This window comes from Gaetbulibacter sp. S0825 (assembly GCF_011777505.1).
In the GTDB taxonomy this organism is placed as follows: Bacteria; Bacteroidota; Bacteroidia; order Flavobacteriales; family Flavobacteriaceae; genus Pontimicrobium.
This window is the reverse complement of sequence record NZ_JAATJT010000001.1, coordinates 1,453,656-1,473,358: the sequence shown is the minus strand read 5'-3', so window position 1 is coordinate 1,473,358 and position 19,703 is coordinate 1,453,656. Positions and strand designations below refer to the sequence as shown.

The following is a 19,703-nucleotide window of genomic DNA, read 5'->3' as shown; positions in this document are numbered from 1 at the left end:
CACTAACTTCCTAAAAACATCATCTTGGAATTTAGAATTTGATTATTGAAATTTAATCCATGAGCTACAAAGAAGCTTTACAGCATACTATCTTTAAAATCATCTCTAAATCTGCAAAAGAATTACAACTAGATACCTATGTTATTGGTGGCTTTGTAAGAGATTATATTTTAAAGAGAGGCACTCATAAAGACATTGATATTGTGGCTATTGGTAGTGGCATTAAACTGGCCAAACAAGTATCCAAAAACCTTCCAAACGATCCAAAAGTTCAAGTATTTAAAACTTATGGTACAGCAATGCTAAAGTTTGAAGATTTAGAGATTGAATTTGTAGGAGCCAGGAAAGAATCCTATTCTGAAGATAGTAGAAACCCAATTGTTGAAAATGGCTCGTTAGAAGATGACCAAAACCGTCGTGACTTTACAATTAATGCACTTGCACTTAGTTTAGGTGAAAATGATTTTGGCGAATTATTAGATCCATTTAATGGTGTAGCTGATCTTAAAAACAAGATAATTAGAACACCTTTAAATCCAGATATAACCTATAGTGATGATCCATTACGAATGTTACGTGCTATAAGATTTGCCACTCAATTAGGTTTTGAAATTGAAAAAGAATCCTTAAATGCTATTACTCGAAATAACGAACGCATAAAAATAATCACCAAGGAACGCATTGTTACTGAACTAAATAAAATACTTGAAAGCGAGCAACCATCTGTTGGCTTTATCTTATTGGAAAAAACAGGATTATTAAAGCATATTCTACCAGAATTAATAGCTCTAAAAGGTATTGATGAAGTTGAAGGCCAACGTCATAAAGACAATTTTTATCACACCCTAGAAGTCGTAGATAATATCTCAAAACACACCGATAATCTTTGGTTACGTTGGGCTGCCTTACTACATGATATTGGAAAAGCACCTACTAAAAAATTTAGTAAAAAAGTTGGTTGGACATTTCATGGTCACGAGTTTGAAGGATCAAAAATGGTATACCATTTATTTAAAAGATTGAAAATGCCATTAAATGACAAAATGAAGTTTGTTCAAAAAATGGTGTTTATGAGTTCGCGCCCTATTGTATTGGCTCAAGATGATATTACGGACTCAGCAGTACGACGCTTGGTTTTTGATGCTGGCGATTATGTAGATGATTTAATGACACTTTGCGAAGCAGATATTACTACAAAAAACCCTAAAAGATTTAAAAAATACCATAACAATTTTAAAATTGTTAGAAAAAAAATAATTGAAGTTGAAGAACGTGATCACGTTAGAAATTTTCAACCTCCAGTTTCAGGTGAGGAAATAATGAAAACTTTTAATTTAAAACCTTCAAGAGAAATTGGAATTATTAAAGAAGCCATAAAAGAAGCTATTTTGGAAGGTGATATTCCAAATGAATTTGATGCTGCTTATAAGTTGATGATTGAAAAAGGTGAAAAACTAGGATTAAAAAAACATGAAAAAAGATAATAAAAAAGTATTCTACTGGTTACTAACTGGCTGTGCTTTAATTTTTATAATGGTAGTCGTTGGTGGTATTACTAGGCTAACTCATTCAGGATTATCCATTTCTAATTATAAGCTTATTTCTGGTACTATCCCGCCAATGAACGAAGTAGAATGGCAAGAAGCTTTTGATCTATACAAGCAATATCCTGAATATCAAAAACTCAACAATCACTTTACGCTTCAGGATTTCAAAGATATTTATTTTTGGGAATGGTTACATCGCGTAATTGGTCGCTTTATTGGATTAGTATTTGTTATTCCATTTTTATATTTTTTAATAAGAAAACAACTTACAAAACCCACAATTAAAAAAGCTATTATTCTCTTAATACTTGGTGGTTTCCAAGGATTTTTAGGATGGTATATGGTAAAAAGCGGATTAGTTGATAGGCCAGATGTAAGCCATTATAGGTTAGCAGCACATTTAACAACTGCTTTCATAACCTTTGCCTATACTTTTTGGGTAGCTCTTGACTTAATCTTTCCTAATAAAAAAGAAGTTGATAAACGATTGAGAAACTTTATTAGAGTAACTCTTGCTGTACTTCTTCTTCAAATTATTTATGGCGCCTTTGTTGCAGGATTAGATGCTGGTTTTATACATAACCACTGGCCAATGATGAGTGAGGGCAAATTCGTGCACAAAACAGTATATATTGAGCAAACACCAATTATTAAAAACTTTATTGAAGGCAAAAGCGGTGTACAGTTTGTACATCGTATGTTAGCATATGTTGTAGTAATACTTGTAGTCATGGTTTGGAACAAGACAAGAAAATTACAATTGGATAATGTGCAACAAAAAGGCACTAATACTCTCATATTCCTAGTTGGATTACAATTTTTATTGGGTGTACTTACAATTTTATTAATAAACAAGGCTAAAGTTCTACTTGGAGTTTCCCATCAAATTGGTGCATTTTTTCTGTTAACAGCAATGACATTTGTATTACATCGATTTAGCAAATAACAAATTTTTAGATAAATTTGTATTAAGAAATATAATTCATGATTTATAGATTTAGAATCATACTTGACAATGACACTGAAGACGATATTTTTAGAGATATTGAAATTAGAAAGACAGATACTTTAGAGGATTTGCATAATACGATTACGCAATCTTTTGGATTTGATGGTACCGAAATGGCTTCATTTTACATAAGTGACGATGAATGGAATCAAGGTGAAGAAATCTCACTTTTTGACATGAGTGAAGGCATAAACTCCGTAAAGCTCATGAATGAAACTTTGTTGGAAGATGTAGTTGACGACACGAAAACAAAACTCATTTATGTTTACGATTTCTTAAGTATGTGGACATTTTTGGTGGAACTAGGCGAAATTGTAGAAGTTGCTGAAGGTATGGATTATCCCAACCTTATGTATGTTCATGGTCAAATACCAAACGAAGCGCCAGAAAAATCTTTTGAAACAGATGAGTTGGATGATTTTGATAATCATCTAAATATTGACGATTACGAAGACTTAGATTTTAATGAGAATTGGAATTAATCCTATTCTAAAAATATTTATTGTTTAAATAGCTTTGTAACAACTTTAGGGTTTTATCGTCTTACTCTTATAACTAATCAATCATTACATTTTGGAATCTATTTTAACAATTAATAACCTTACAAAGAAATTTGGTTACCTAACTGCAGTTAAAGATCTTTCTTTCACAATTAATAAAGGCAACGTTTATGGTATACTTGGTCCTAACGGAAGTGGGAAATCCACAACATTAGGAGTCGTGTTAAATGTTGTAAATAAAACATCAGGAGACTTTCATTGGTTTGATGGCAGCATAACAACTCACGATGCACTAAAAAAAGTTGGCGCTATCATTGAAAATCCAAACTTCTATCCATACATGTCTGGTTATGATAATCTTAGATTGGTATGTAAGATAAAGGGAGTTGATATTAGTAAAATAGATGAAAAGTTAGAAATTGTTGGTTTAACCGATCGTAAAGGGAGTAAGTTTAAAACTTATTCTTTAGGTATGAAACAACGTTTAGCAATCGCCTCTGCCTTATTAAATGATCCAGAAATTTTAATTCTGGACGAACCAACAAATGGGCTTGATCCTCAAGGTATACATCAAATTAGGCAAATTATTAAAGATATAGCAAATGATGGTACCACTATACTATTAGCTTCTCACTTATTGGACGAAGTTGAAAAAGTATGCACACATGTGGTTGTTTTGCGTAAAGGTGAAAAGCTTTATTCAGGGAGAGTTGATGAGATGATTTCAAGTCATGGTTTCTTTGAATTAAAAACAGACAAGCACGATGAGTTGATTAAAATTCTTGAAAAGGATGAGTCCTTTGGAAAGATTAAGGTAGAGGATGGATTAATCACAGCTTTTTTAAACAATCCAATGGAATCATCAGCTTTTAACAAGTTAATGTTCGACAAAGGTATCACACTGTCACATTTAGTGAAACGTAAACAAAGCCTAGAAGAACAATTCCTTCAATTAACTGATAATAACTAATCAATCAAAATCACATGGTACGTCTATTACAACTAGAATTACAAAAATTATTACTCAATAGAACGAGTAAGGTTCTCATATTTATATCATTTGTTTTACCTCTTTTGGTAATATTATTATCCGCAATAAAAATCAATTTCTTTGGCTTTTTCACTTTAGAATTAGGTGAATTAGGCATTTACAATTTTCCTATTGTTTGGCATTTAACTACTTATTTTGCTGCCAATTTTAAATTTTTCTTTGCTATTGTTGTAGTGAGTATGATAGGTAATGAGTACAGTAATAAAACCATCAAGCAAAATTTAATTGATGGCTTAAGCAAAAAGGAATTTATCCTATCAAAATTTTATGCAATAATATTTATCTCTCTAGTATCTACCATAATAATTTTTATAATTGGTTTAATCTTAGGTTTTATTTATTCTAGCTATACCGAGATTGGCATTGTCCTTTCGGAAACTGAATTTTTACTAGCATATTTTATTAAATTGGTTGGATTTTTCTCCTTGTGTCTATTCTTGGCTGTACTTGCCAAAAGATCAGCTTTTGCTTTGGCATTCTTATTTGTTGAATTTATATTAGAGTGGATTATATATTTGGTTGTGCTTTGGAAAACCAATGATGATATTGCTACTAAAGTCCAAAATTTCTTTCCATTAAAATCAATGTATAAATTGATAGATCAGCCTGGGTTAAGAATTGCAGCCTCTAAAATACCTGACAAAGAAGAGTTCCTTCATGACTACGCTGTACATTGGTACGAGATAGTAATTGTACTTGGGTGGACAGCTTTATTTGTATTTTTATCGTATAGATTATTAAAAAAGCGAGATTTATAATATCTTTATAAGCAATTGCTTATAAATGAAAAAGATATTTTTAATCCTTTCCCTCACTTTGTGTGCCCAATTATGGGCTCAAAACCAAGCTGCAAATTGGTATTTTGGTTATGGTGCTGGGATTAAATTTGATGTTGCTAATGGTACCGTTAACTCGGTTAATAATGGAAGTTTAAGCACAAACGAAGGCTCGACGTCTATTTCTGACGAAGATGGTAATTTACTTTTTTATACAGATGGCTCTATAGTTTATAATAGAAACCATCAAGTAATGCAAAATGGGTCTGGATTATTTGGAGATTCATCAAGCACACAATCTGCTCTAATTGTTCCAAAACCTGATGATGTAAATATTTATTATGTGTTTACTGTAGATAATAGACTTGATGGTAATGATTTTGGCTTAAACTACTCTGTTGTCGATATGACTTTAGCAGGAGGCCTTGGAAGTGTTACCAATAAGAACGTAAACCTTCTTGAATTTTGTAGTGAAAAAATTTCAGCTGTAATAAAAGATTGTGTAACCAAATCTATTTGGGTAATTACACTAGCTTCAGAAAATGGTGGCTTGGGACCAATAAACTCTTATCATGCCTTTGAAGTAAATAACAGTGGCGTAAATACAACACCAGTAACTTCTACTTTTAATAATTTAAATGTTTTTGATAAACGAGGTTATTTAAAATTATCTCCTGACGGAAATACAATGGTTTCTGCCAATGTGCAAAGCGGATTGTATTTATACGATTTTGATTCTGCAACAGGAATTGTAAGTAACCAACAACAACTATATATAAATTCAAACAGTGCATTAGCTTATGGTGTAGAGTTTTCACCTAACAGTGAATTACTTTATGTACATTCATCTAATGATTTTTTTGATCCAGATAATCAAGGTGAAGGTAATAATCCTGCTAATCATCGTTCTACATTAACTCAGTTTAATTTACTAGCTCCAGACATACAAGCAAGTGCATATACAGTAGATGATAGAGCACTTTACAGAGGTGGGCTTCAATTGGGACCTAATGGAAAAATCTACAGAGCTTTATCGGCTACTTATTCACAAGGTTTACCATATTTAGGCGTTATTAACAGCCCAAACAATATAGGTGCAGCCTGTAACTATCAACATAATGCAGTGAGTCTTGCTCCTAATAATTCGTCACAAGGACTACCTCCCTTTATCCAATCATTATTTAATACACAAATAGATATTATAAGAAATAATGTGAGTGCCACTAATCTTAATTTATGTGAAGGTGATAATTACAGATTAACTGCCGAAGATTTGATAGGAGCAACATATACTTGGTATAGAGATGGTGTGGTCTTACCCAATACCAATTACTTTCTAGATATTAATCAAGGTGGACATTACCAGCTATACATCGATCCAAACAATGGTGATTGTGCTATTGAAGGTGAGGCTTACGTAATATATTCACCTAATCCTGAAGCATTCCCAACGAGTTTATTTCAATGTGATGAAGATGGAAATCCTGATGGTTTTACACTATTTAATCTTAATGAAGCAAATGATGATTTAACTGGAGGTGTTCCTAACAGATTTACTAGATTTTATGAATCTTTATTAGATGCTCAAAATGAACAAAATGATATTGATGGAGCAGCATATAACAACATCGCTAATCCGCAAACAATTTATGTAAAAGTGTTTGATAATCTCACAGGATGCAGTACTCTAACTGAACTTTACTTAGATGTGACCGCAACAGACGCAAACAACGCTAAACTCATTCAATGTGATGATGATGGAAACGAAGACGGTTATTATAATTTTAATCTAACTCAAACAAACAATGAGATTTTAAATGGATTACCGCCCACCTTAACAGTAAAATATTATCGTTCTTATGAAGACTCACTTCTAGAACGAAGTGAACTAGGAAATACCTTTACTAATACTACTCCATATAATCAAACTATTTATGCAAGGGTTGAAAATAATAATGCGTGTTTCGGAATTTCAGAAATAGAGTTAGTTGTGCTTGAATTACCAAATATAGAAGTAGAATTAGAAACTATCTATTGTTTAAACTTCTATCCGCAACTCATAACTTTAGATGCTGGATTAATAAACAATTCGCCTAGTGATTTTACATACCTATGGTCTACTGGCGAAACCACTCAAGAAATTAGTATTAATGCTCCTGGAGTCTATACAGTAACAGTAACTAACACTAATAACTGTAATAAAGTTAGAACAATTAATGTATTGCCTTCAAATATTGCGACTATTGAAAATATTGTAGTTGAAGATGCTAGGTCAAATAACACAATTACTATTTTAGTATCTGGTGAAGGAGATTATGAATATGCCATTGATAATATTTATGGCCCATACCAAGATAGTAACTTATTCCAAAATATGGCTCCTGGTTTTCATACAGTTTTTATAAGAGACAAAAACAACTGTGGAATTGTAGAAGATAATGTTGCTGTAATCGGATTCCCAAAATTCTTTACACCTAATAATGATGGTTATAATGATACTTGGCAAATCTATGGAATTACCGATCCTTCTCAAGCTGAAAGTGTTATCTATATTTTTGACCGCTATGGTAAGTTTTTAAAAGAATTAAGTCCGCAAGATAAAGGGTGGGATGGTACTTTTAATGGTCAAATGCTACCTTCTAGCGACTATTGGTTTCATGTAAAACTTCAAGATGGGCGCATTTTTAAAAGCCACTTTACTTTAAAACGTTAAAAACATTTCTATTTTTTACTTGATTAATCATTTTGTAGGGTTTTTCAATCATAACAATGCATTTAATCGATTATTTTTGGTATTTCATCTATTTAATTCCTATTTTCACCACCTAAATCCAAATCACAATCTATAGCTTTTAAAACCCAAACTTTTTAAGCTATGATATAAACCTTAGAAATGAGAATAACCTACTTAACCTCCCTCCTATGTTTGCTATTATGCAATTTTGCATATTCGCAAAAAATCTCAGTTGATAATTCTCAATCCGTACAAACATTAATTGAAAATAATTTAGCCGAAGGCTGTGTAGAAATAACCAATATTTCATCATCAGTAAACGGAAGTGTTAATGGATTCTCAAGTTTTGGGTATTTTGAACGTGCTAACACGAACTTTCCTTTTGAGAATGGCATTATGCTATCTACAGGAAATGCAAATTCTGCTGGAAATACAACCAATATCAATATTCTAAATGAAGGTGAATTAACTTGGGGAACAGATACCGATTTAGAAACAGCTTTAGGTATTACAGACACACATAATGCCACTTCTATAGAATTTGACTTTGTGTCCATTTCTAATTTAATCCAATTTAATTACATATTAGCATCCGAAGAATATTTTGGCAACTTCCCATGTGAATATTCTGATGGCTTTGCATTTTTAATTAAAGAAGCAGGTACAACTAACCCATATACAAACATTGCCTTAGTACCAGAAACTAATACACCAGTAAACACCAATACTGTTCATGATGAAATAGTAGGATTTTGTCCTGCTGAAAACGAACAATATTTTGATGGCTACAGTATGGGAGACACCAATTTTAATGGTAGAACAACCGTATTGACAGCTACGGCTAATATTAACCCTAATGTACTTTATAGAATAAAGTTGGTCATTGCAGATCAAAATGATGAAAATTATGATTCGGCTGTATTTATTGAGGCCAACAGTTTTAACCCAACTGTAAATCTAGGCCCAGACATCAGTACATGTGCTGAAGATTATACAATTAATGGTGATATTCAAAATCCATTAGCTACTTATTCTTGGTATGCAAATGGTGTATTACTACCAATCGAAACAAATAGCACGCTTACAGTTAATACTTCAGGAAGTTACAGAGTTAAAATTACCATACCCTTAAACGCTACCAATTGTGTCATTGAAGATACCGTAGTAATCAATTTAAGCTCCGAGCAAACAGTAAGTCCAATAACCAATTATGAATTATGTGATGATGCAAATGAAGATGGTATCGAAATTTTTAACCTTTCAACAAAGGATAATGAAATTACTAATGCAGTTGCACCAGGAACTTACAGTATATCCTACCATTTAACTAATGCTGATGCTCAAAATAACGTAAATGCAATTCTAGTTCCAATTCAAAATACCGTAAACCCACAACCAATTTTTGTGAGGATTGAAGACATAAATAGTGGATGCATGGCATATACTAACTTCAATTTAGTGGTGAACCCATTACCAAATATTGTAGACCCAACACCAATTAGGTTATGTGATGATGCCATAGCCGATGGTTCCACACAAATAGATTTAACACAAGCAGATAACGAGATTACCCAAGGAAATCCAAATTTAAATGTTACTTATCATTTTACACAGAATGATGCGGATAATGGTATAAATGCCATTCCGTCACCTTACGTAAACACACAACAATCTGAACAGCTTTTTGTAAGAGTTATTGACACCAATACAGGATGTGTAAGCACAACAGACATCTTTATTATTGTGCAAGACAGACCAGTGGTAAACCACAACTTACCACCTATAAATGCTTGTGATAACGATGATGATGGGTTTGCCTTTTTTGATCTAACTGAAGTCATTCCTGATTTATTACAAGGATTAACTGGTGTTACAGTAACATTTCATACAACTAATGCTGATGCTACTAATGGTACAAACCCAATAGCAGATGCTTCAAACTATGAAAATATTACTGCCAATACTCAAAATCTTTACATAAGAATTGAAGATGATACGACTGGTTGTTTTTCTATTGTACAAATAGTTCTTCATACTAATCTACTTAATACTGGAACTTTAATACAAGACTTTGAAACTTGTGATGATAGTAGTGGCGATGGTATAGAGTCGTTCGATTTATTGGATATTGCTTCAACAATTGTAAATAATCTTGCAGATACAAACATTGCATTTTATGAAACTCAAGACGATATGGATAATAACGTTAATCCTATCGACCAAAATGTTCCTTATATTGTGAGCAATAGTCCGCATCCAATTTTTATTAAAATTGAAAACGACAATTGTGATTATCAATCTCAAATAAATTTAATTGTAAACCCACCAATAACTTTAGTTCCTGTTGCAACAATAGATTATTGTGATACTGACGATGATGGCTATGTGTCTATTGATTTAGGTTCTTTAGATAGCTTAGTAAATAATGGGTATTCAGGAGTTTCTGTTCAATATTACTTATCACAAACAGATGCAGATAATAATTCAAATGCTTTAACTCCATTTTATACAAACACAACAAGTCTTCAGACATTTTATGCAAGAGTTACAGATAATATCACTGGCTGCTTTAACACCATTCCATTTGATGTTAATGTGATACCAGCACCAACAGTTAATAGTCCAATAGAAATTATTATTTGCGATGACGACCAAGACGCCTTTTCAATTATTAATTTAGATGCTCTTATCCCTAGTATCGTATCAAGTACCACCGATTTAACAATAAGTTTCCATACAACTTTAAACGATTTACATAATAACAGTAATCAAATTATAACAACATCGGCTTTCAATGCAACAAATCAAACAATTTACACTCGTGTTGAAAGCACTATAACTGGATGTTATGCGATTGCAGAAATACCAGTCATTATTAATACACTTCCAGTCTTTACAGCCATTTCAAACTATGAAAACTGTGAAACAGATGGTGACCAAACGGCTGATTTTCTTTTTAACACTAAAGATGCAGAAATTTTAAATGGTCAAACTGGCAAACAAGTATTATATTTTGAAACTGAACAAGATGCAATAAATAGAACAAATAGTATTGACAAGAACTCAAATTACACCAACACCTCAAGTCCACAGACTATTTATGCAAGAGTTGAAAACAATACAGACCAAAGTTGTTATGGTACATCGTCGTTTACAATTGAGGTTGGCTCGGTACCATTATTCAATCCTCCAACAAACTTTATTGTATGTGACGATATTTCAAATGACGGCTTAGAAACGTTCGACTTAAACCAAAAAACAATAGAAATTTCGCAAGGTAGTCCCGAAACTTTAAGTATTACGTATTACACATCTTTAGCAGATGCTGAAAACCTGCAAAATGAAATAGACACCAATTATACCAATATTACCAATCCACAACAGATATATGCAAGAATTGAAAACGGAACTTACTGTCATGCCATTGCAGAATTTGGTTTAAACGTAATTCAAGTACCAACTGTTAATTTACCATCAACTCTAACAACTTGTGATATCGATTATGATGGTATTTCTACATTTGACCTTACTGTGGCAGAATTTGAAATTTTAGACGTTAGAAATAGTGGTATCACCATTACTTATTTTGAATCTTCAGAAACTTTGGAATCAAATACAAATACTATTACCAATCCAGAAACATATAGTAATATTAGTAATCCTCAAACCGTATATGTAAAAGTTGAAAACACACTATCAAATTGCTATGTTGCCATTCCTTTAGAATTGGAAGTTAACCTACCTCCTACTATTAATACGATACCAACAATTGAAATTTGTGATAATGATGCAGATACTTTTGATTTAAATGAAGCAACTCATACCTTATTTTCTGATACTACTAATACTCAAATAACCTATCATTTGAACTTAGCAGACGCTCAAAGCAATCAAAATCACATTGGAAACACCTATAACTATACCTCTGCAAATCAAACATTATATGTAAGAGCTGAAAATACAGCCACAAACTGTGTTGCAATTTCATCTTTCGATTTAGTTGTATATCAAAATCCAATAGCAAACACGCCACCTAATTTACAAGCTTGTGATGATGATTACGATTTCGCATTGCTTTTCGATTTATCTCAACAAACAGCAATTGTGTTGGGAGGTCAAAATCCATCAAATTATACTGTTACCTACCACGAGACACATCTTGATGCAGAAAATGGAGAATATGCTATTTCGAACCTTAATTACGAAGCTGTAGATGGTCAAGAAATACATGTGCGTCTTGAAAACAACACAACAGGGTGTTTTGATACTACCTCATTTTTTACAATAGTGCACAGAAAACCAGTGGTTGAAATTCCTCAACAAACTATCTGTTTAGATAATTTCCCTTTAACAGTTATAGCTGGTGATATTGTAGCTGGAGACACATATTTATGGTCAACAGGTGAAACAACTTCAGAAATCGATATTAATCAAATTGGTCAGTATTGGGTAACCGTAACCACACCAAATGGTTGTACAACAACTACTGCTTTTGATGTGATAGAATCGGAACAAGCTACCATTGAAGTAACTGAAACGGTTGATTTTAGCGACCCTAATAATATAACAGTAACCATTAGTGGTATTGGCAACTATATGTATGTATTAGACGATGGCGAACCTCAAGATTCTAATGTATTTCAAAATGTATCGCTTGGTTACCACATTATAACTATTATCGATTTAAATGGTTGTGCTTCTATTTCAAAAGAGGTTGTAGTAATAGACACACCAAAGTTTATGACACCAAATGGCGATGGCTATTTTGATACATGGCATATTTCTGGAGTAGAACATCTTTCAGGAACTACCATTAGTATTTTTGATAGATATGGTAAACAAATGACATTTTTAACCTCCGAAACAGAAGGTTGGGATGGTACCTACAATGGCTTAAACATGCCAGCTAACGATTATTGGTTTGTGGCTAACGTCAAACAAAATGGTGTCGAGTTTCAAGTAAAAGGGCATTTTGCGTTACGTCGATAAATTCCATAATTTAAAACTTATATAATATACTTTCATCATAAATTTAAGTCGTAAAGTTTATCTTTACTTCCCATTATTTTTTGATGAAGTATTTAAGCGTATTTGGTTTTTTTATTATATCTAGCTTTTGTTTTGGACAAAATATCCAAACAGATGCAACAACCTATACTCCTCAACAACTCATTGAAGATATTTTAATAAATAGCAATTGTATTGAGAACGTGATGGTTACCAATGTGATTGGTGGCGATTTCAATAATACTGACCAAAGTTATGGCTATTTTGATGCTACAGGTACTAGTTTCCCTTTTCAAAGTGGTGTGGTATTAAGCACAGGAAGACTAGCAAATGTACAAGGTCCCAACACGTCTTTAAGCGATGATGATGCACCCAATTGGATTGGTGATGCCGATTTAGAGTATGAACTTCAAGAGCAAAACACACTTAACGCGACTGTTATAGAATTTGAATTTACAGCAGTAGCTGATAGAATTAGCTTTAGATACATTTTTGCTTCAGAAGAATATCAAGAAAACAACCCTAATACCTGTCAATATTCTGATTTATTTGGCTTTTTAATTAGACCTACAAATCAACAACAATACACCAACATTGCAGTAGTACCAAACACCAGAGAGCCTGTTAAAGTAACCACAGTACATCCTGAAATTCCTAACGGTTGTCCAGCAACTAACGAAACCTATTTTGGAAGTTGGAACAACACTACTGCTCCAATAAATTTTAACGGTCAAACTGCCATCTTAACTGCTACTGCAGATGTTATTCCTAACGAAACCTATCATGCAAAACTGGTAATAGCTGATGAACAAAATTACCGTTACGATTCGGCTGTGTTTTTAGAAGCTGGAAGTTTTGAACTCAATACCAATTTAGGTCCTGATAGACTCATTGCGACAAATAATCCGCTTTGCGAAAATGAAACCACAACTCTAGACGCCACCCAACCTGGAAACAACGATTATAAATGGTTTAAGGATGGTGTTGAGCTATTTACCGAAACCAATCCAACACTATTGGTTGATGACGCTGGAACTTATAATGTGGAGATAACTTTATCTAATAACTGCATTTCTTATGGAAAAGTCATTGTTGAATACACAACAAATCCCATCGCTTCAAATACCACAATTATAGAATGTGACCCAAACACTGACGGATTAACAAGCTATAACCTAACTGAAAACTATGTGACCTCAGCTATCACAAATAACAACAACTCGCAAGTTGTTTCTAATTACTTTTTGTCAAGCAATGATGCCAATCAAAACAATAATCCAATAAACACATCTTCAACATTTAATAATACCATTCCTAACCAAATCATTTTTGCTCGAGTTGAAAATCAATATGGCTGTTTTACCATTGCTGAAATCACCTTACAAGCATCAAACTCAAACATGGTGTTGACACCTATTGAAGTTTGCGATGACATGTCTAATGATGGTATTGCTACATTCGGTCTTACACAAATCCAGCAACAAATTGAAGCACTAGTTCCAGCTAATGACGTGATTACTTTTTATGATTCGTTAAATGCCATATTTAATTTAGGAACTCCATTAGCTAACAATTATCAAAATACAACTGCTTATAACGATACTATTTACGCCGAAGTAATTCTAAATAATTATTGTGCTGCTATTGTTGAAATTCCTTTAAGAGTATATGATATCCCTGAATTATTACCAGACGAAAGTGTTGATTATTGTTTAAACTATTATCCAGCAACAATTACAATTTCAAATGGTGTCATTAATTCTCCACCTTTTAGTAATTACAACTATTTATGGAGTACAGGTGAAACCACTCCTACAATTGATATAAATACTGTTGGAATATATACAGTAACAGTTACTAACCAAAATAACTGCTCAAACTCAAGAACGATTACTGTATTGCCATCAAATATAGCGACCATTGAAGATATTATTATTGAAGAGGCTTCAAACAACAATACCATTACGGTGTTAGCTTCTGGTGAAGGCGATTATGAATATTCGCTTAATCTTGGGACATATCAGGATAGTAACTTTTTTGAAAATGTAAATCCAGGTTTTCATACGGTGTATGTTCGCGATAAAAATGGCTGTGGAATTGTAGAGCAAGTCATTTCAATATTAGGTTTTCCTAAGTTCTTTACTCCAAATAATGATGGCTTCAATGATACTTGGCAATTGTATGGCGTAAACTCACAATTTAATCAAGGTACTGTCGTTACTATTTTTGACCGTTATGGCAAGCTTATCACTTCGTTTGACAACAATAGTATGGGTTGGGATGGTACTTTAAATGGTAAATCGCTTCCTTCTAATGATTATTGGTTTGTCGCTAAACTCACTAACGGAAAAGAATATCGTGGTCATTTTGCCCTTGTTAGGTAATTACTTTAGATTTGCAATATGCGCTTTAAAATTGAATCAGATTTTAGTCCAACAGGGGATCAACCTGAGGCTATAAAACAATTATCGAATGGTATTAATTCTAACGAAAAATACCAAACACTTCTTGGTGTAACAGGGTCTGGTAAAACATTTACAGTTGCAAATGTCATTCAAGAGGTTCAACGACCTACTTTAGTTTTAGCGCATAATAAAACCTTAGCTGCACAATTGTATTCTGAATTTAAACAATTCTTTCCGAACAATGCGGTCGAGTATTTTGTGTCGTATTATGATTATTATCAACCAGAAGCTTACATTCCTGTTTCTGGAGTTTATATAGAGAAAGATCTATCTATTAATGAAGAAATTGAAAAAATGCGCTTAAGTGCAACATCTTCATTATTATCTGGTCGTCGAGATGTATTAGTAGTAGCGTCTGTTTCCTGTATTTATGGTATTGGTAATCCTGTAGAATTTCAAAAAAACGTTATTACACTTAAAAGAGATCAAGTTATTTCAAGAACAAAATTATTGCACCAATTAGTGCAAAGTTTATATTCTAGAACTGAAGCCGATTTTAATCATGGAAACTTCAGAATTAAAGGTGACACAGTTGATATTTTCCCGAGTTATGCCGATGATGCATTTAGAATTCACTTTTTTGGTGACGAAATTGAAGATATTGAAGCTTTCAATATTCAAACAAACGAAATCATAGAAAATTATGATATTCTAACAATCTATCCTGCAAATATGTTTGTTACCTCTCCTGATGTATTACAAAACGCCATAAAAGAAATTCAAGATGATCTGGTTAAGCAGTATGATTATTTTAAAGATATTGGCAAACATCTGGAAGCTAAACGATTAAAAGAACGTACAGAATTCGATTTAGAAATGATTCGTGAATTAGGTTATTGTTCTGGTATCGAAAACTATTCTCGTTATTTAGATCGAAGACAACCAGGAACACGCCCTTTTTGCTTATTAGACTATTTTCCAGAGGATTACTTAATGGTGGTAGATGAAAGTCACGTAACCATTTCGCAAGTACATGCGATGTATGGAGGAGATAGAAGCCGAAAAGAAAACTTAGTAGAATATGGTTTTAGATTACCTGCTGCTATGGATAATCGGCCTTTGAAATTTGAAGAATTTGAAGCCATACAAAATCAGGTAATATATGTGAGTGCCACTCCTGCAGATTATGAATTGCAAAAATCAGATGGTATTTATGTGGAACAAGTAATTCGTCCAACAGGATTATTAGATCCTATTATTGAAGTGCGCCCTAGCTTAAATCAAATAGATGATTTAATAGAAGAAATACAACAACGTGTTGAAAAAGACGAACGTACTTTAGTTACAACGCTTACCAAACGAATGGCAGAAGAATTGACTAAATATTTAGCTAGAATTCAAATACGTGTTCGTTATATACACAGTGATGTGGACACTTTAGAACGTGTCGAGATTATGCAAGATTTACGTAAAGGTTTATTTGATGTACTAGTTGGTGTCAATCTTTTACGTGAAGGATTAGATTTACCAGAAGTGTCGCTAGTTGTAATTTTAGATGCTGACAAAGAAGGGTTCTTACGCTCTGCAAGGTCGTTAACGCAAACTGTTGGTAGAGCAGCAAGACACCTTAATGGAAAAGCTATTATGTATGCTGATAAAATTACCAAGAGCATGCAAAAAACTATGGACGAGACAAATTATCGCAGAGAAAAGCAAATTGCTTATAATACTGCACATAATATCACACCAAAAGCTTTAAACAAAAGCTTAAATAATGCATTGACTAAAAACTCCGTGAGTTCTTACTATTATGAACTTGAAGCTCAAAAAGCAGCAGAACCCGAAAGCGAGTACTTAACAAAACCGGAACTAGAAAAAAAGATTCGTGAAAAACGCAAACTTATGGAACAGGCAGCAAAAGAATTAGACTTTATGCTAGCTGCAAAAGTAAGGGATGAAATTAAGGCTTATCAAACCAAGCTGAATCAATTAAAAGTATAGTTACTCTATAGTGTCTCGTTTAATTATACTGAGTTTTAAATATGTCTATTAAGAAATCTGGAGGAATAATTTTGTGAGGAAAACTTTCCATTAAATCCAAAACCCTATTAATGGCTTCATGACCTAATCCCATTCTTAACCCAAAATTATGAAGTCTTATGAGATCTTTCTCTGCAACTTCTTCATCTAAATTCATTAACAACACCAATCTGTGAAACTGAACTATACGTTCACTATGGGATTTTAAATGAATATGTGTAACGGGATTATCTAATAGGTAATCAAAATCTTCTCTCGTAATTTCCAATTGCTTAGCAACTCCAAGTAAAAAATTATATTCTATTTCTTTTAAGCTATTATCAATTCTTGCGAATGCAATCATTTCTGAGAGCAAACTTAACTTTTCAACACGATTTATCATGGCTGAGTGAGAATTAATTATTGATTAGATAAAATTAGGTATAATTACCCTTTTATAATCGTGGATATAATGTATCTCATCGAAAAAATGACGTCTTTTTATCGTGTTTTTTTTGACTTTATATACTTTATTATTGTAAATAATTGTTTTTCAATTAATTAAAATAACTTAATTGATATACTAAATTAATCTATTACGCGTTGAGTGTTTTCACTTTTTTGCAAGTTTTAGCTAATCATTAAACAATATAAAACATAAAAAAACTCCTAAGGATTACTTAGGAGTTTTCTAGACTAAATCAAATGAAGATTCTTATTCTCCAGATGTAATTCTAACGGGAACAACAAACTCTTTGTTTAAAGTTTCATAAGATCCCGACACTTTTCTGTAATTCAATCTACTTTTGATAAAACTTTCCATTTTATCATCCTCAGAGTCTACTGACAAAACAACTAATTCATTGTTCTTATTTAATGTCAATGTTACTTTTGCAGTCATTTCATAATCTACGTCAAAACTTGGGTTCTTGAGGAACCTTTCTATTTTAACTGTAATTTTTGAAGATTCAGTAGTTGAAGGTTTTTCTGTGTTTGTACTTGCCATAAGTACACTGCTAAACGTTAACGTTACGGCTAACAGTAATGTTTTTAATTGTTTCATAATTGTTCGTTTTAAATTGATTAAATAAAATTGATTGATGTCTTATAGACTATACTTTAAACACAATTGTTACAAGATTATTTATCAATTAACTTATGTTTAACTATAATTAATACTAATTAACATACTGCGTTTAATTCACTTCAAAATTATGCAACAAAAAAGAGTAGTGTGTTACACTACTCTTAATAAATAACTATGTATATGTTAACTAAGCTAAAACAGCTTGAACTTTATCTGCAGCTTCTTGAAATTCCACAGCACTATGCACATCCAAACCAGAGCTATCAATTAGCTCTTTTGCTATATCAGCATTAGTTCCTTGTAGTCTAACAATAATTGGCACTTCAATATTACCCATGTTTGTATAAGCATCAATTACTCCTTGAGCAACACGATCGCAACGAACAATTCCTCCAAAAATATTTATTAAAATAGCTTTTACATTAGGGTCTTTAAGTATAATTCTAAAGGCTGCCTCTACTCGAGCAGCATCTGCTGTTCCACCTACATCTAAAAAGTTAGCTGGCTCTCCTCCTGCCTGCTTAATTAAATCCATGGTTGCCATCGCTAAGCCTGCACCATTTACCATACAACCAACATTTCCATCAAGGTCAACATAATTAAGACCTAATGCGCCTGCTTCAACTTCTATTGGATTTTCTTCACGTAAGTCGCGTAACTCAGCTAAGTCTTTATGTCTAAATAAAGCATTATCATCTAAAGATACTTTAGCATCAACTGCCATGATTTTATCATCACTAGTTTTTAATACTGGATTTATTTCGAATAATGACGAATCTGACTTTACATAAGCTGTATATAAAGCTGTAACAAATTTTGTCATGTCTTTAAAAGCAGCACCAGAAAGTCCTAAGTTAAAAGCTACTTTACGTGCTTGAAAAGGTAAAATTCCAGTTGCTGGATCAATTTCTTCAGTAAAAATTAAATGTGGTGTTTCTTCAGCGACAGTTTCAATATCCATTCCACCCTCGGTAGAATACATAATCATGTTTCGTCCTGTACTACGATTCAATAATACTGACATATAATATTCTTCTGGTTCAGAATCTCCAGGATAGTAAACATCTTCAGCCACTAAAACTTGGTGCACACGTTTTCCTTCGGCAGAGGTTTGTGGTGTTACCAAATCCATTCCTATAATTTGACCAGCTATTGTTTTAACATCATCAAGGCTTTTGGCTAATTTCACACCACCACCTTTTCCACGACCACCTGCGTGAACTTGTGCCTTAATAACGTGCCATCCAGTTCCAGTATCTTCAGTTAATTTCTTAGCTGCAGCAACTGCTTCATCGGCATTTTGGGCAACAATACCTCGTTGAATACGTACGCCAAAACTGTTTAATAATTCTTTTCCTTGATATTCGTGTAAATTCATAACTTGCTTAATAATTTAAGATGCGCAAATGTAAATAATAGCTATTAATTACACTAATATTTTAATTAGTAATGGTAGGATTGTGAATAAGAAATTTTTAGCATTGTTAAATAATTAACAAATAGTTTAATTGTTAGTATTTTTTGATAGTTCTAGTAATAATTTGAAAGTAATAAATATATTTGAAGCA

The 19,703-nt window shown here is 32.6% G+C and carries 12 protein-coding genes; 9 read left to right on the top strand and 3 right to left on the bottom strand.

What is annotated here, in order from left to right:
• Window positions 1-59 precede the first annotated feature (59 nt).
• From HB672_RS06715 to uvrB, 9 genes are all read left to right on the top strand, one after another.
• Window positions 60-1,484, top strand: a complete 1,425-nt coding sequence (locus HB672_RS06715; protein ID WP_167609697.1) for an HD domain-containing protein — start codon at window positions 60-62, stop codon at window positions 1,482-1,484.
• Window positions 1,471-2,493 (top strand): COX15/CtaA family protein, encoded by a 1,023-nt coding sequence (locus tag HB672_RS06710; protein WP_167609694.1) that lies wholly within the window; start codon window positions 1,471-1,473, stop codon window positions 2,491-2,493. The genes HB672_RS06715 and HB672_RS06710 overlap by 14 nt, the downstream gene beginning before the upstream one ends.
• A 38-nt stretch (window positions 2,494-2,531) precedes the next feature.
• The gene (locus HB672_RS06705; protein ID WP_167609691.1) at window positions 2,532-3,038 is read left to right on the top strand and encodes a plasmid pRiA4b ORF-3 family protein; all 507 of its coding nucleotides are present in this window, start codon (window positions 2,532-2,534) and stop codon (window positions 3,036-3,038) included.
• A gap of 91 nt (window positions 3,039-3,129) precedes the next feature.
• Complete coding sequence (locus HB672_RS06700) at window positions 3,130-4,026, top strand: ABC transporter ATP-binding protein (RefSeq protein WP_167609688.1); 897 nt, start codon at window positions 3,130-3,132, stop codon at window positions 4,024-4,026.
• Between the two features lie 14 nt (window positions 4,027-4,040).
• Window positions 4,041-4,865 (top strand): ABC transporter permease subunit, encoded by an 825-nt coding sequence (locus HB672_RS06695; RefSeq protein WP_167609685.1) that lies wholly within the window; start codon window positions 4,041-4,043, stop codon window positions 4,863-4,865.
• A 25-nt stretch (window positions 4,866-4,890) separates the two neighbouring features.
• Window positions 4,891-7,596 (top strand): T9SS type B sorting domain-containing protein, encoded by a 2,706-nt coding sequence (locus HB672_RS06690; protein WP_167609683.1) that lies wholly within the window; start codon window positions 4,891-4,893, stop codon window positions 7,594-7,596.
• A 180-nt stretch (window positions 7,597-7,776) separates the two neighbouring features.
• Window positions 7,777-12,606 carry a choice-of-anchor L domain-containing protein gene (locus tag HB672_RS06685; RefSeq protein ID WP_167609680.1) on the top strand — a complete coding sequence of 1,610 codons (4,830 nt, stop codon included), beginning with the start codon at window positions 7,777-7,779 and terminating at the stop codon, window positions 12,604-12,606.
• 83 nt (window positions 12,607-12,689) lie between these two features.
• Window positions 12,690-15,008: a choice-of-anchor L domain-containing protein gene (locus tag HB672_RS06680; protein WP_167609677.1), complete on the top strand. Its 2,319-nt coding sequence runs from the start codon at window positions 12,690-12,692 to the stop codon at window positions 15,006-15,008.
• A gap of 18 nt (window positions 15,009-15,026) precedes the next feature.
• A complete protein-coding gene (gene uvrB / locus HB672_RS06675; RefSeq protein ID WP_167609674.1) occupies window positions 15,027-17,030 on the top strand; it encodes an excinuclease ABC subunit UvrB in 2,004 nt (667 codons plus the stop codon).
• A gap of 19 nt (window positions 17,031-17,049) precedes the next feature.
• On the opposite strand, the gene HB672_RS06670 is transcribed toward uvrB, so the two are convergent.
• The 3 genes from HB672_RS06670 to sucC all read right to left on the bottom strand — a co-directional run bounded on the left by HB672_RS06670 (window position 17,050) and on the right by sucC (window position 19,513).
• Window positions 17,050-17,451: a TerB family tellurite resistance protein gene (locus HB672_RS06670; protein ID WP_136844794.1), complete on the bottom strand. Its 402-nt coding sequence runs from the start codon at window positions 17,449-17,451 to the stop codon at window positions 17,050-17,052.
• Window positions 17,452-17,763: 312 nt separating this feature from the next.
• On the bottom strand, window positions 17,764-18,111 hold the full coding sequence (locus HB672_RS06665; protein WP_167609671.1) for a hypothetical protein: 348 nt from the start codon (window positions 18,109-18,111) through the stop codon (window positions 17,764-17,766).
• A gap of 211 nt (window positions 18,112-18,322) precedes the next feature.
• Window positions 18,323-19,513 carry an ADP-forming succinate--CoA ligase subunit beta gene (sucC, locus tag HB672_RS06660; protein WP_167609668.1) on the bottom strand — a complete coding sequence of 397 codons (1,191 nt, stop codon included), beginning with the start codon at window positions 19,511-19,513 and terminating at the stop codon, window positions 18,323-18,325.
• Between the last annotated feature and the right edge of the window lie 190 nt (window positions 19,514-19,703).

Excerpts from the sequence above, each read along its gene's own strand:
- HB672_RS06715 (WP_167609697.1), top strand. The coding sequence starts at position 60 with ATGAGCTACAAAGAAGCTTTACAGCATACTATCTTTAAAATCATCTCT.
- HB672_RS06710 (WP_167609694.1), top strand. The coding sequence starts at position 1,471 with ATGAAAAAAGATAATAAAAAAGTATTCTACTGGTTACTAACTGGCTGT.
- HB672_RS06705 (WP_167609691.1), top strand. The coding sequence starts at position 2,532 with ATGATTTATAGATTTAGAATCATACTTGACAATGACACTGAAGACGAT.
- HB672_RS06695 (WP_167609685.1), top strand. The coding sequence starts at position 4,041 with ATGGTACGTCTATTACAACTAGAATTACAAAAATTATTACTCAATAGA.
- HB672_RS06690 (WP_167609683.1), top strand. The coding sequence starts at position 4,891 with ATGAAAAAGATATTTTTAATCCTTTCCCTCACTTTGTGTGCCCAATTA.
- HB672_RS06685 (WP_167609680.1), top strand. The coding sequence starts at position 7,777 with ATGAGAATAACCTACTTAACCTCCCTCCTATGTTTGCTATTATGCAAT.
- HB672_RS06680 (WP_167609677.1), top strand. The coding sequence starts at position 12,690 with ATGAAGTATTTAAGCGTATTTGGTTTTTTTATTATATCTAGCTTTTGT.
- uvrB (WP_167609674.1), top strand. The coding sequence starts at position 15,027 with ATGCGCTTTAAAATTGAATCAGATTTTAGTCCAACAGGGGATCAACCT.
- HB672_RS06670 (WP_136844794.1), bottom strand. The coding sequence starts at position 17,451 with ATGATAAATCGTGTTGAAAAGTTAAGTTTGCTCTCAGAAATGATTGCA.
- HB672_RS06665 (WP_167609671.1), bottom strand. The coding sequence starts at position 18,111 with ATGAAACAATTAAAAACATTACTGTTAGCCGTAACGTTAACGTTTAGC.
- sucC (WP_167609668.1), bottom strand. The coding sequence starts at position 19,513 with ATGAATTTACACGAATATCAAGGAAAAGAATTATTAAACAGTTTTGGC.